Raw genomic sequence first — 13597 nt, 5'->3', positions numbered from 1 at the left:
CCAGAAGAGCGAAATCTTTGTGAAAAGGGTGATCAACATGCTGAGAGAAATATGGAAGCACCGGGCCTTGTATGCCGCTATTTCGCCTTTTTATATCGTGTTTGCGGTTTTCGGCCTCTTTCCTGTCGCCTTCTCCCTCTATCTGGCGTTCCATAAGTGGGACGGCATTGGAGAAATGACTTATAACGGCTGGGGCAATTTTCGCTATATGGTGACTGATAACGAATTCTGGCAGGCTGTCGGCAATACGCTGCTGATCTGGGTGTACTCCACCATTCCCATGCTCTTCTTCGCCCTGGTCATTGCGTTTCTGCTGCATGCCCCTTTCGTAAAACTGCGAACCTTGTGGCGTGTCGGCTTCTTTCTGCCCAATGTCACCTCCATTGTCGCTGTAGCCATCATTTTCGGTGCCCTGTTCGCCAATAATTTCGGTTTTCTCAACTTCATCATGCAGCAGTTGGGGCTGCCGATGGTTCAATGGCTGAATGTCCCGTGGGGAATTCAGATCGCCGTATCCTCCATGGTCATCTGGAGATGGACCGGCTATAACGCGATCATTTACCTGGCGGGCTTGCAGAGCATTCCGCATGTGCTGTATGAAGCAGCTAAAATCGACGGCGCCACCGGTGTGCAAGCTTTTTTCCGCGTTACCATTCCCATGCTGCGCCCTGTCATTCTGTTCACGGTCATTACGTCTACAATCGGTGGAATGCAGCTGTTCACCGAACCGCAGGTGCTGGTGGGTAATGACGGTGGGGCAGGCGCCAGTGGCATGACGATTGTGCTGTATTTATACAGGGAATCGTTCGTCAACAACTACTTCGGTTACGGAGCGGCGGTCGGCTGGGGCATGTTCCTGATCATCGCGCTGTTCTCCATTCTGAACTGGAAGCTTGTGCAGGGGAAAAAATGACACAAAAAGGAGGTCCTGCGGCATGATGCAGGCAAAAACAAGGACCGTTCTGTTATATGCCGGACTGCTGGCCGGTATGATCATCTCCATGTTCCCTTTTTACTGGCTTATGGTTATGTCCACACGCACCACTTCGGACATTTACCGCTTCCCTCCACAGCTTTGGTTCGGGGGCCAGTTCTGGGACAACATTTCACGGGTTATGCAACAGATCGACTTTGCGGGGGCTTTTTTCAACACACTGTTTGTAGCCGGATCGGTAACCCTGCTGGTGCTGTTTTTTGATTCCCTGGCCGGATTTGCCTTCGCAAAATTTGATTTCCCGGGAAAAAAAGCTTTATTTATTGTCCTGCTGGCCACCATGATGGTGCCCTCTCAGCTGTCCCTGGTCCCCTCCTTTGTCATGATGGCCACCTTCGGCTGGGTCGGCACGTTCAAGGCCTTGATCATCCCCGGCATGGTTAATGCTTTCGGCATCTTCTGGATTCGCCAGTATGCGGAAGAGTCTATCCCGAGCGAGCTGCTGGACGCGGGCCGCATGGACGGGTGCGGCTTCTTCCGGCTGTACTGGAACGTCGCTCTGCCCATTCTCCGTCCGGCTTTCGCTTTTCTCGGCGCCTTCACATTCATCGGGGCCTGGAATGATTATTTATGGCCGTTGATCGTGCTGACGGACGAACGCAAGTTCACACTGCAAATCGCCCTTTCCCAGTTGAACGGAATTTACAATACGGATTACGCCATGGTCATTTCAGGGACTCTGCTGGCCGTGCTGCCCCTGATTATTCTGTTCCTGTTCATCAGCCGCCAATTCATTTCGGACATTGCCGCAGGTGCCGTCAAAGATTAAGAGGTCATTTTCCAGACCAAACAGTCTATATTTTTCTTGACTATTTGGTCTGGAATGGTTACGATGGTGTCAGGAAGCTTCCAAACCAAAAAAATTATCCGAGGTGAATGAAGATGACTAATGCACAGAAAATTTTCCATGAGTTCGCCGAGTCTATCCTGACCCATGACGTCGCCCGCTTTGCCGAACTGTTCGACGATCAGGCCGTGCTCGAATACCCTTTCGCTCCTGCAGGTTATCCCCAAAGTTTGGACGGAAAAGAAACAATCCGGGAGTATATGGAGAAATTCCCCGAGCTGATCCGGATCAGCCGGTTCAGCGAACCCGAGATTCATGAGGATGCAAATTCCAACGTGATTGTGTTCGAGTTCACCTGTGAAGCGACCGTGCCCGCCACCGGAAAGCCTTATAACCAGACCTATATATCCGTCATTCATTTGAAAAACGGCAAAATTGCACGCTACAAGGATTACTGGAACCCGCTTGTTGTGCTCGACTCTGTCGGCGAAAGCAATCCGCTTGTAAAATAAAACAAAGGAGCACACGCGAATATGACTGCTCAGCAGGATAAAATATTGGTGCTCGGCGCTACAGGCAAGACTGGCAGCCGTATTGCCGCCAGACTGAACCAGCTCGGTTACACGGTTCGGACCGCCGGTCGCCGCCCGGGAGCACACGGCACCGAGCACGTACATTTCGATTGGAATGACTATACTACTTACGATAATACCTATAACAACGTGAAATCGATATATTTAATTGGCCCGATTTCGGACATGCATCCGGAAGAGGTTATGATTCCTTTTGTGGAAAAAGCCATTCAAGCCGGGGTAAAGAGGTTCGTGATGCTCAGCAGCGCCTCCGTACCCGAAGGGGGACCCGTATTTGGCAGCACGCACGAGGCTTTGCGGCAATTGGCGCCTGAATGGGCCGTGCTGCAGCCCTCCTACTTCATGCAAAATTTTACGGAGGGACCGCATGCCGCCACCATTCGGAACGATGGAACCATGGTTACCGCGACCGGGGATGGACGGGTAGCTTTTGTCGATGCGGATGATATTGCTGAGGTGGGTGTCCGCGCGTTGATTGATGAGCAGCCGCATAACCGGGCCCATGTCATTACAGGTCCCGAAGCGCTCAGCTATGCGGATGTCGCCCGGATTATTGGGGGCGCAGCCGGTATTAGCGTCCGGCACAAGCCGATCAGCGTAGATGAACTGAGCACCGGATTTACCAAGGCGGGAATCCCCGCGGATTATGCAGCCTTCCTCGCAGGCCTCGATGAAGGAATTCGCCGGGGCGGCGTGGAGGATCAGGTGACGGATACGGTGAAACGGGTTACGGGAAGACGGCCGAAGTCATTGGCCGACTTTGTCGCCAAACATACGGCTGTCTGGACACCAGCTGGCGAGCATCCGGCATCTTCGCTGTAAACCGGGCCATGTCCACACAATTGGCAGATTCGCATGGCCGGTCTGCTTCCGCCACACGGAATGGGGGATCACCATACAGATGGCCCTTATCCCGTGTGGCCCTTCTTTTTCTTCACACTCCCCACGATCCACAGCAGCAAAGGCAAAGCCACCATGTGCACAGGCAGCACATATTGAACCCATACCTTTCTCAGCAATACTTCCGGTGAAGGACTCAGGTTGATTAAGCTCATGCATATTGTAAAAACGGCGGCTGCCACAAACCATACGATGCCGCGCCAGTTTTTCTGCTTCCCGATCCACTGTGCGGTGCCATAGCTGGCAATAAATACATATATCGACAGTTTGATAAACACGCTGAATAACCAGACAGCCACAACCAAAAAATCCACATGTTGAATAAATTCCATCAGATATACGAGCTTGACCATATCAAAGAAAGGAAAATAAATCGCGGAAGCAACTGCCGGCTCAAATGTCATGACCACCCACATCGAGCCCAGCAGCAAGATAACTGCGGAAACCAGCACCCCATTCAGCACATTTCTTCTCGTAGCCGGACCAGGCTGATCTATAAAAGGAAACAGCATCATTATCATCACCACCTCGCCCAGCAGCGAGGCAGGTGTCAAAGCACCCTCTGCGATCGCAAGCAGCCCCGAATCGGCGTACACCGGAGCGAGGGAATGAATGTCCAAATTATGCATCGTCAGCACAAAGGTCAAGCCGAGGATAACAAGCAGTATCGGCCCCCACAACTCGCTGCAGCGACCAATCGCCTCTATTCCCCCTTTTCGGAGAGCATAAACGATCACTCCAATCATACCAAGCAAAATGACGTAGGATGGCGTGCGGGGAAGCATGCTCACGCTGATAAAGTTGTATACATTACGCAACATCGCACTGATGACCCAGTACCACTGAAGCAGGAAGATCAGCCCGACCAGCTTGCCCGGCCATTTCCCCAAAATGGTCATGCTGAATTCAACTAACGTTTGTTTGGGGTATAAAAGGCTTGCCTGGGCAGCAATATACGCTGCCACCAGCCCGAATAGGCCGGCAACAAGAAAGGACATCCAGGCATCCTGCCTCGCCTCGCTGATCGCGGGTCTGATTGACAGCAGCAAAGTCATGCCAATTTCGAGAATCAGCACCATCCACCAGAGCTGTCGATTGCTGATTTGCATCAGGATTCCCCTCCATCTTCGAAAGCAGGCTTCGGGATCAGCGCAGGGCCTGCCACGCCGGTTGAAATAATGGACATATCAACCTGCACGGTAACCTGAACGCGCTTAAACTCCTCATCCCATACAGGCTTGATTTTCTTCCACTGGTAAGGGTGTTGATGATGAATGGAACGGCCTAGGCCAAATATATCAGCCTTCATCTTTTTTTGCGTCTCTTCAATAACCTTTTCTACCTGCTCCTGAACCTGGCGATTAAATGCCTGCTCCACTTTTCTGGCGTTTTCCGGCTTCCCCACATCAAGACTGGTGTTATTCTCATAAACGGCCGCTTGGGCCTTCAGCTTGATATGAAAGCGAATGGGATCTGAGCGGAGATCCGGCGTAATTTGACTTTTTAATCGTTCTGCCCGAACAACGACGTTTTGGTGATTTTCCATCGGGACGAAAAAAAACCTGCCGCTCAACCCCTGGATCGTCCACAACCTCACCCAGTATTCCTGATAGCTCAGATATCCCCGGAGCTTCAAATCCCTGCCGAATATCGCCGATCCCTCCAGCTGCAGAACCTCTCTGGGGGAATTGGGCTTCTTTGGATTGCCGTTTGGCGGCATGATAGGCTGGACGATTCTGACAGAGGGCATGACCGGCATGCCTTCTCCATTCAGCATGGTGAAAAAGTCTAACAAGGACCTTGCTTCCGGCACACCCAATTTTTCCTGAACCTTCTGTATGGCCACCGCCGGATTCCGCTCCAGCTTATAGGTCAAGCTCATTGCTCTTTGGGCGGAGTCTCCCTTGACTATAAAAATATTGGCACGCAACCGCGACATCGGATTGCGGGTATACTCATCCAGCACCTCTGATAGACCGTGCCTGGCCAGTTCCTCACCTATAAAAATATTGCGCCGGTGACCCGGAAAGAGGACACGCGACAGCTTTTTCTGAATGTTCTGCGAGGCATCCAGAATCGAATTTCCGTAGGCGCTTTCGATCAGAAAGCTGTTCTGCCCCCCGGATGTGCCGCCGGCTTTGTCACCGCCGGGGATGACAACGTTGGCTGTAGCCAGATATTTGCCATCCTTGGTGAGGTCCATCCCCCATCCCAGTATAATGGCACGGTCATTCAGCTCCATCCGGTCCCAACAGCCTGTCGTTACCACACAACAGATCAGAAGCACTGCAACCAACGCGAGCCTGGCTAGCGATTTCCTCACTGGCTCTCCCCGCCTTTATAACGGGCACGGATCCACACGTCTTTAAACCGTGACTTGATGGCCGGTGCCACCGGAGCCATATAAGGAACGCCGAACGGCTTTAAAGTGACCATGTGCACGCTTAGCGCAATCAAAAACAGCACAATCCCATAAAAACCGATGAAGCCTGCAACAATGAGCAGGGGAAACTTCAGCATTCTGTACGCTGTGCCCATATCATACCGGGGAAACACGAAGGAGGCGATGCCCGTGGCAGCCACAATGATGACCATAGGCGCCGATATAATGCCCGCTTCCACCGCGGCCTGTCCGATCACCAGCGCACCGACAATGCTGACCGTCGGTCCGACCTGCTGCGGCAGGCGAATGCCCGCCTCCCGTAGTCCCTCAAAGACAAGCTCCATGAATAATGCCTCAATGAACGCGGGAAAGGGCACACCCTCCCGGGACGACAGAATGCTGACTAGCAGAGAGGTGGGGACCACCTGTGGATGAAAAGTCGTTAATGCCACATAAAGGGAAGGAAGCAGCAGAGACATATGCACAAAAGCATAGCGAATCCAGCGCACAAAGGTCATATAAAAGAACCGTTCATGATAATCCTCTGCCGATTGCAGACCCGCCCAATAGGACATCGGCACAATCAGGACAAACGGAGACTGGTCCATCATAATGGCCACTTTCCCTTCCAGCAGACTGGAAGCCGCCACGTCCGGACGTTCCGTATTCTGAACCTGAGGGAACGGAGAATAAGGATCGTCTTCGAGCTGTTCCTCGATTTTCGCTGAACCATCAATGCCTTCTGTATGAATCTTCTGAAGTCGCCGCCGAACCTCCTGCACCAAACCGGCGTCAGCCGATCCTTCGATATAAGCGATGATCAATCGCGTACCGGTCAGCTTCCCAAGGACCAGGGATTCCATTTTCAGGCGGCTGCTGCGGATTCGCCTGCGCAGCAGCGTCGTGTTCGTGCTCAGCATTTCCGTGAAGGAGTCCCGCGGGCCGCGCACCACCCTTTCTGAAGTGGGCTCCTCAATCCCCCTTTGCTCCATTTTGATAAAATTCACGAGTAAGGCTTGCTGTTCCCCTTCAAACAGAACCCCGATCTCACCGCCCAGTATACCGTCCTCCAAGGACTGATAATCCGAAACCCTTTTGATCTGCGAAGCGGCAATCAGACGCTTTTCCAGAATAGCGGGCAGAATGCCCTCCTCCGGGGCATCATCATGCAGGCCTTCCGTCAAAAGGGGCTCCAGCAGCATCTGATTCAGCATATGCATGTCACTCATGCCTTCGATATAAACAAGACAAATCCGATTTTGTCCATGAATACTGATCTGGCGATAAATAATATCCGAACAGCGCTCGAAGCTCTGCTGCAGCGTTTCGATATTGTCCGACAGCCCTTTTTTCAGCACGGTTGCGATTTCAGGATCAGACAAAGGCTGGATCTTGTACTTTATTTCTCCCTGCTTGCCCCGCTTGCCGAACCATGGGTCCCAGAACATGGATGTCCCTCCTTTGGACTAGATATACTGTCCCAAGAGCGGGAAATTATGCACATTTTCTCTGTGCCTCTACCTTACCCGCCCTTCCCCAAAGTCGTGAACGGAGAAAAAAAGCGGCCAGTCCCAGCAGGGCCACCGTTAAGCCTATCCAGAAAAAGGCCGTGCCGACCCCGGCTTCCCGTATCCACAGACCGCCGATCAGCGGTGCAGTGACCATAATGACTCCCATCACCGTGTTCTGGATGCCGAACACCCGCCCCACCATCGCTGCGGGCGTACCTGTCTGCAGGGTATACGTCTGCGTAATCATGCTCATCCCATTCCCGATCCCGATCATCACCCCGACAGACAATAAAAGTGGCAGCCCGACGCCTGGTTTCATCAAGCCCAGCGCGGCAATGCCGCTCCCGATCAGCAGTGCCCCGCCCCCAAGGCCCCAGCCGGGGGACACGTGTGCGAGACGTTTCATCCCAAGCATGCTGCCTGCGCCACCGGCGCCAATGGCGGCAATCAGCCAGCCTGTCAGCGATTCATCCCCTGGCGCGAGAAAGCGCAATAGTACAGAAAACTGGTAATCGATCATCAGAATAGCAGTCATACCGATGAAAACAAACAGCAGCGTGGCGAGCAGCAGCCGGCTGCCCAGCAGGAACATCCATCCTTCGCGCCATTCAGCCAGAAAATGCTTCCTCACCGCCTCCTGCCTGCCATCGCCCATACCCGCGGCTCCGCCGATCCGGCGCAAGGGCAAGAGCAGCGCACAGGAAGACAGACGCATAAGGGCATTGATCACGATGCAGGCCTGCGGGGACACAAGCGCGAGCGTCGCCGCCCCCAGCAGCGGTCCCGCCACCTTCGCGCTCTGGTTCACCAGGCCGTTCCAGGCCGAAGCCTGTAAAAGCTCCTCCTCCGCCACCACTCTGCGAGTCAAGCCCTGCTGGGCAGGCAGCTGAAAAATACCTGCTGCGGCCCGTACAGCAAGCAGAGGCAGCAGCCATGCAATGTTGGGCACGAACAAAATCAATAGGGTCAGCAGCGCAGCGGCCAGATCACAGACCATCATCAAGCGCGCCTGACGGACACGGTCGGCGAGCGCCCCGGCGAATGATCCGAACACGAGCCCCGGCAGCGCCATCACAACCGGGATCAGGGCGACCAGCAGCGGATCGGCTCCCCACCTGTATGCAACCAGTACCTGAATGGCAATCGCATCAAACCAGTCGCCAAACGAAGCGGCCGCGTGAGCGGCAAACATAAGGCGAAAAGGGCGGCTGCTCCAAACCCCTTCTTTCCAGATACGGGACTTCTGTTTTACCTTTACTTCCGTTTTCATAAATATTGCTCATCTCCTGTATCCTTCTGATAGAGATGATGCTAACGGAAGATTGTCAGAGGAATATCAGACGGTATCCAGAGCATGCTCCAGCCAGGACGCCAGCTTAGGGCGCAGGACGGAAAGCCGGTTTTCCCGGTCCAGCCGCTCATAGATCCGTTTATATTTATGTTCGAGCCGTTCGTGTGGGCAGTGCATCTCCAAATACCTGATGATTTGGCATACCGCTTTGATCTTCATGAGCTCCTGCCCCGCTGTGTGCAAAATATCAATGCCCTCATCCATCAGCTTTTCCGCCTCTTCGGCATTGCCTTCACGAAGCTGCCATAGCCCTTTGAAAATCGTATAACGCCCCCGCTCTCGCAGGTAGGGCATCTCTTCCAGCATCGCTTCAACCTGCTCGAATTGTTCGTGGATTTTGTTGATCTGCCCGGCGGACAAATACAAATAGGCTTCCATTATAGCGACAGGAAGCACAAACCCGTCCAATCCTTCTCGTTCTACAATTTCATGCGTTTCAGGCAGCAGCCTGGCTGCCCGCTCCGGCTCTCCGTTCTCAATATGCGCTTCCAAAATACTCAGGAGGCGCAGCTCCCTGGCATGCGGTGGAGGAAGAGCGCCTGTCGCGAGCGCCCGCTCACACTGCTGCACTGTATAAGCCGTGACCGGTCCTGTTGCCCAATAAAGGAGCAGGCACCAGAACAGAATCTCCGCAGCAGGAATATCTTCCTCCTCCAGAAACCACGCAATATCCGCCTGCACGAACCGGGCATATATCCGATACCAGGAATTCAGCTCAAAGCCGAGCTGTTCCTCCTGTGCAGCCAGCGCCAGGAGCGAGGTCCCCTGCCCCAACAGATGGTATCTTCGCAGCAGTGTATGTACCGCCTCATGCATTTGCGGATCGTTCAAGGAAGGCTGCAGCCTCTTCTCCAACTGTTCCAGAACCAGCTTGTAGCCCAGCCCTCGGACTGTGTGGATGGATAACCCGCTCCAGCGGCGCAGCTTCTTGCGCAGCCTGTACACATGATCGTCCACCGTCCGCTCCACGGGATACTCCAAGGGCCATACATGATCCAACAGCTGCTCCCTGGTGAACACCTGATTGCGGTGATCATACAAAAAACGCAGCAGCGCGAATTCCTTGGCCAGCAGCGTTTCACTTTCCACACCGTATGTTACTTTGAAGCCATCCTCTTCAAATTTTAACCCGCTCATTCCCGTTCCTCCGCTCTATCCCGCATAAGCAGAGCATATCATATTCCACTCCTTATGGTCATGAGAGATGAAAAGGTATAAAAACAGGCATACAGCTTATGCCGTGTGCCTGATTCAGTCTCTGCCGTCTACCTTGGTTCAGCCGCTATGTAACGGCGGATGCTTAGACATTTAAATTTATTATATTTTAAATTCGTTGTTATCTGACGAGCCAGCCACCATCGACCGCTAGGACATGACCGTTCATATAGTCAGAAGCGCGGCTGCACAGGAACACCATAACCCCCATCAGGTCGAAAGGCTGACCCCAGCGTCCTGCAGGAATACGGGAGAGAATCTCCTGATTGCGCGCTTCATTCGCGCGGATCGGCGCCGTGTTGGCTGTCTCGATATAGCCGGGCGCGATGGCGTTGATTTGCACATTGTGGACAGCCAGCTCATTGGCGAACGCTTTCGTTATCCCGGCAACAGCATGCTTGCTGGCTGTGTATGGCGGCACGAACTTTCCGCCCTGAAAGGCGAGCATGGAGGCCACGTTGACGATCTTGCCGCTCTTTTGCTCCACCATGATTTTGGCGACTTCCTGGCTTAGGAAGTATACCGAGTTCAAATTGATTTCCATGACGGCATCCCAGTCTTCCTCTTTATATTCGAGCAAAGGTGCCCTGCGGATTGTCCCCGCGTTGTTAACAAGAATGTCGATTTTGCCGTACGCATCCATACAGGCTTTGACTGCACCTGTGCGGGCCTCCTTATCGGTCAGATCAGCCTGGTGGAATACGGCCTTGGAGCCTTCCTTTTCGATTAATGCACGGGTTTCCTCCCAGTCCTGGTCATACGTAACGACGAACAGGTCAGCCCCCGCCTTGGCGAGCGCTACCGCATAGCCTTGTCCAAGGCCGGTATTGCCTCCGGTGACGATGGCCGTTTTCCCCTTCAAGCTGAAAAAATCCAGCGAAAAAACATCCAATCCCATAAATAAGCCCTCCATTTATCTTTAAATTAAAATAATTGATTAACATTTTGCCTGCATCCGACCAGAGATGGCGCCGGTACAGGCAAAATATTGAATCCGTTTCTTCCGTTCCTCAGTTATTTCTGTGCTCCGATCACCTGCGCCGCCTTGGCCACATACTGGGCAGCGGTTTCCGTGATCAGATCATAACGGTTGTCGCGGGCTGGAGCGGTCAGGTTGCCTCCGATTCCCACGGCAATACAGCCGTTACGCAGCCATTTTTCGATGTTGTCCAAATCCACGCCGCCTGTCGGCATGATCTGTACATGAGGCAGCGGCCCTTTGACAGCCTTGACAAAATCAGGACCGAGCGCGCTGCCCGGGAACAGCTTCAGGACATCCACACCGAGCTTCAGCGCTTCCTTCATTTCCGTGATCGTCATGCAGCCGGGCATATAAGGAATGCTGTACAGATTGCACATTTTCGCCGTCTCTTCGTCAAATGCGGGACTCACCACAAACTCGGCCCCGGCCATGATGGATATACGCGCTGTATGCGCATCGAGCACGGTACCGGCACCGATTACTGCTTTATCCGAATACGCCGCCTTCAGCTTCTTGATGACCTGATCCGCTTCCGGTGTAGTAAAGGTAAGCTCGATATTGGTGAGGCCTCCTTCGATACACGCTTCCGACATTTTAAAGGCCGATTCAGGATCATCGGCACGGATGACCGCTACGACTCCCAGTGACTTGATGTTTTGCAGCACCTTCATTTTGATCATATAAGCTTTCTCCTTTCAGGGGTTAGCGGAGTTCATCCATGGCTACCGCATCCATATCCTTGTAAGTATAGTTCTCGCCGGCCATAGCCCAGATAAACGTATAATTGCTTGTGGCCGCTCCACAGTGAATGGACCAGGGCGGGGATATGACGGCCTCTTCGTTCTTCATCACGATATGGCGTGTCTCCGTCGGCTCACCCATCATGTGGAACATTCTTGCGTTCTCATCCAGCTCAAAGTAGAAATAGACTTCCATCCGGCGGTCATGCGTATGAGTAGGCATCGAATTCCATACGCTTCCCGTGTTCAGGGAGGTCATACCCATGACGAGCTGGCAGCTTTGAATACCGTCCTCATGGATGTATCTGCGCAGCACACGGCTGTTGGCTGTTTCCGAAGAGCCGAGCTCCTCGGCCGGGACGGTCGCAAACTCCTGCTTTTGCGTAGGATAGGTTTTGTGGGCAGGGGCTGATGCAATATAAAATTTGGCGGGCTGGTCCTTGGCATCACTTTCAAAAACAAGCTCCTTGCTGCCAAGTCCGACATACAGACAGTCCTTCGGCTGCAGCTTATAGACCTCTCCGTCCACGCGGACTAACCCACTGCCGCCGACATTGAAGATGCCCATTTCACGGCGCTGCAGGAAATAGTCAGCCTTGATTTCATCATACCCCTTCAATTCAACCGGACCGTTGACCGGATAAATTCCCCCGATCATCATGCGGTCCTCCAGGGTATAACACAGCTTTACTTCATCTGGAACAAACAGATCCTGAACCAAAAACTGGCTGCGCAGCTGCTCTGTCGTAAATGTCTTGGCATGCTCCGGATGGATGGCATAACGCTTATCCATAACCAAACCCTCCATTTAGGTAAAATTTTATTTTACATTTACTAATCAATACCCCTTACACCGCAAAATACTAAATAGTATTATAGGTCCTGTCAATGCAATAATGCATGTTTTAACGTAAAAATTATTTTTTGAAGCGGTTTCGTGACAAAAAATAGAATAAGTGCAGGAAGGATATTCATGATTTCCAGCAGCCATACATTTCATTATTGTTAAAAACCGGTTTATGTGTTACGTTCAATTTAATCAGTACACCTGTGCATATTTTTATCATGATAGATATGGAATGAGGAGGCTTTTTAGATATGACTAAACAGCTGGATGTCGTAACCTTTGGCGAGCCGATGGCAATGTTTTATGCGAATGAAACGGGTCCTTTGCATGAAGTAACTTCGTTCTCGAAGGCGCTTGCGGGCGCGGAAACCAACGTGGCCACCGGCCTGTCCCGCCTGGGGTTGAGCGCAGGCCTTGTAACCCGGCTCGGCCAGGATACGTTCGGCAGGTTTATAGAGCAAGCATTGCAGAAGGAGAACATCGATACCAAATCGGTTTACTTCACCAATGAAGCTCCTACCGGGATGCTGGTTAAATCCAAGGTGGAAGAGGGGGACCCGGAGGTAGAGTATTTCCGCAAAAATTCCGCCGCTTCGCAGCTTGGTCTGGAGCATTTTGACGAAGGCTATTTCGCCTCCGCGCGGCATCTGCATCTAACCGGCATTTCGCCTGCGCTGTCCGCATCCTGCCGCGAGTTTGCCCTGCATGCCATGAAGTTCATGAGGGATAAGGGCAAAACGATCTCTTTCGATCCGAACCTTCGGCCCAAGCTGTGGCCTGATACACAGACGATGGCCAATACGATCAATGAGCTGTCCGCCTACTGTGATTGGTTCCTGCCTGGCATCGGGGAGGGCAAAATACTAACCGGGTTTACTAAACCTGAAGATATCGCGGCTTTTTATATGGAACGTGGCGTCAAGGTTGTTGTGATCAAAATGGGGGCAGAGGGCGCTTATTATAAAACAGCGGATGAGGAAGGCATGGTGAAGGGCTTTAAGGTGCAGCAGGTAGTAGACACCGTCGGTGCCGGTGACGGCTTTGCCGTCGGGGTCATCAGCGGACTGCTGGACGGATTAAGCCTCGCAGAGGCCGTACGGCGCGGGAATGCGATCGGGGCGCTGGCCGTCATGTCGCCGGGCGATTCGGACGGCTTGCCGACGCGCGAGCAACTGACGGCTTTTATGGAGCAGGGTGCTTGATTACGGCGTCAAATGAAGAGGGTGTCCCAAAAGTCATCATAGATGACTAAGGGACGACCCTCTCTTACATTTCGTCAAACAAAAAGAAACCA

At 52.8% G+C, this 13597-nt stretch carries 13 protein-coding genes; 5 read left to right on the top strand and 8 right to left on the bottom strand.

All coding sequences use genetic code 11. The annotated features are described in order from the left end of the window. Positions 1-37 precede the first annotated feature (37 nt). From ACI1P2_RS29895 to ACI1P2_RS29880, 4 genes are all read left to right on the top strand, one after another. A complete protein-coding gene (locus tag ACI1P2_RS29895; protein WP_355327079.1) occupies positions 38-913 on the top strand; it encodes a carbohydrate ABC transporter permease in 876 nt (291 codons plus the stop codon). A gap of 22 nt (positions 914-935) precedes the next feature. Beyond that, positions 936-1763 carry a carbohydrate ABC transporter permease gene (locus tag ACI1P2_RS29890; RefSeq protein ID WP_355327076.1) on the top strand — a complete coding sequence of 276 codons (828 nt, stop codon included), beginning with the start codon at positions 936-938 and terminating at the stop codon, positions 1761-1763. Between the two features lie 113 nt (positions 1764-1876). Then, the gene (locus tag ACI1P2_RS29885) at positions 1877-2293 is read left to right on the top strand and encodes a nuclear transport factor 2 family protein (protein WP_408976381.1); all 417 of its coding nucleotides are present in this window, start codon (positions 1877-1879) and stop codon (positions 2291-2293) included. 21 nt (positions 2294-2314) lie between these two features. Continuing rightward, positions 2315-3196 (top strand): NmrA family NAD(P)-binding protein, encoded by an 882-nt coding sequence (locus ACI1P2_RS29880; RefSeq protein ID WP_355327070.1) that lies wholly within the window; start codon positions 2315-2317, stop codon positions 3194-3196. Positions 3197-3282: 86 nt separating this feature from the next. Here ACI1P2_RS29880 and ACI1P2_RS29875 read toward each other — a convergent pair whose 3' ends face one another. From ACI1P2_RS29875 to kduI, 8 genes are all read right to left on the bottom strand, one after another. Continuing rightward, positions 3283-4383 (bottom strand): GerAB/ArcD/ProY family transporter, encoded by a 1101-nt coding sequence (locus tag ACI1P2_RS29875; RefSeq protein WP_355327067.1) that lies wholly within the window; start codon positions 4381-4383, stop codon positions 3283-3285. Beyond that, positions 4383-5597 carry a Ger(x)C family spore germination protein gene (locus tag ACI1P2_RS29870; protein WP_355327064.1) on the bottom strand — a complete coding sequence of 405 codons (1215 nt, stop codon included), beginning with the start codon at positions 5595-5597 and terminating at the stop codon, positions 4383-4385. The genes ACI1P2_RS29875 and ACI1P2_RS29870 overlap by 1 nt, the downstream gene beginning before the upstream one ends. After that, positions 5594-7105, bottom strand: coding sequence for a spore germination protein (locus ACI1P2_RS29865; RefSeq protein ID WP_355327061.1), 1512 nt, complete (start codon positions 7103-7105; stop codon positions 5594-5596). The genes ACI1P2_RS29870 and ACI1P2_RS29865 overlap by 4 nt, the downstream gene beginning before the upstream one ends. 46 nt (positions 7106-7151) lie before the next feature. Continuing rightward, the gene (locus ACI1P2_RS29860) at positions 7152-8438 is read right to left on the bottom strand and encodes an MFS transporter (RefSeq protein ID WP_355327058.1); all 1287 of its coding nucleotides are present in this window, start codon (positions 8436-8438) and stop codon (positions 7152-7154) included. A 66-nt stretch (positions 8439-8504) separates the two neighbouring features. Then, entirely contained in the window at positions 8505-9656 is a 1152-nt protein-coding gene (locus ACI1P2_RS29855) for a winged helix-turn-helix domain-containing protein (RefSeq protein WP_355327055.1), read from the bottom strand. Positions 9657-9855: 199 nt separating this feature from the next. Further along, a complete protein-coding gene (gene kduD, locus ACI1P2_RS29850) occupies positions 9856-10632 on the bottom strand; it encodes a 2-dehydro-3-deoxy-D-gluconate 5-dehydrogenase KduD (RefSeq protein WP_355327052.1) in 777 nt (258 codons plus the stop codon). A 116-nt stretch (positions 10633-10748) separates the two neighbouring features. Then, on the bottom strand, positions 10749-11396 hold the full coding sequence (locus ACI1P2_RS29845; RefSeq protein WP_355327049.1) for a bifunctional 2-keto-4-hydroxyglutarate aldolase/2-keto-3-deoxy-6-phosphogluconate aldolase: 648 nt from the start codon (positions 11394-11396) through the stop codon (positions 10749-10751). 22 nt (positions 11397-11418) lie between these two features. Continuing rightward, positions 11419-12249 carry a 5-dehydro-4-deoxy-D-glucuronate isomerase gene (kduI, locus tag ACI1P2_RS29840; RefSeq protein WP_355327046.1) on the bottom strand — a complete coding sequence of 277 codons (831 nt, stop codon included), beginning with the start codon at positions 12247-12249 and terminating at the stop codon, positions 11419-11421. Between the two features lie 305 nt (positions 12250-12554). Here kduI and ACI1P2_RS29835 point away from each other — a divergent pair, with 305 nt between their 5' ends. Continuing rightward, the gene (locus ACI1P2_RS29835) at positions 12555-13505 is read left to right on the top strand and encodes a sugar kinase (protein WP_355327043.1); all 951 of its coding nucleotides are present in this window, start codon (positions 12555-12557) and stop codon (positions 13503-13505) included. Positions 13506-13597 lie beyond the last annotated feature (92 nt).

It is taken from the genome of Paenibacillus jiangxiensis (assembly GCF_046098255.1).
GTDB lineage: Bacteria > Bacillota > Bacilli > Paenibacillales > Paenibacillaceae > Paenibacillus > Paenibacillus jiagnxiensis.
The sequence above is the reverse complement of the archived record's forward strand: the minus strand, read 5'-3'. Positions and strand labels throughout refer to the sequence as shown.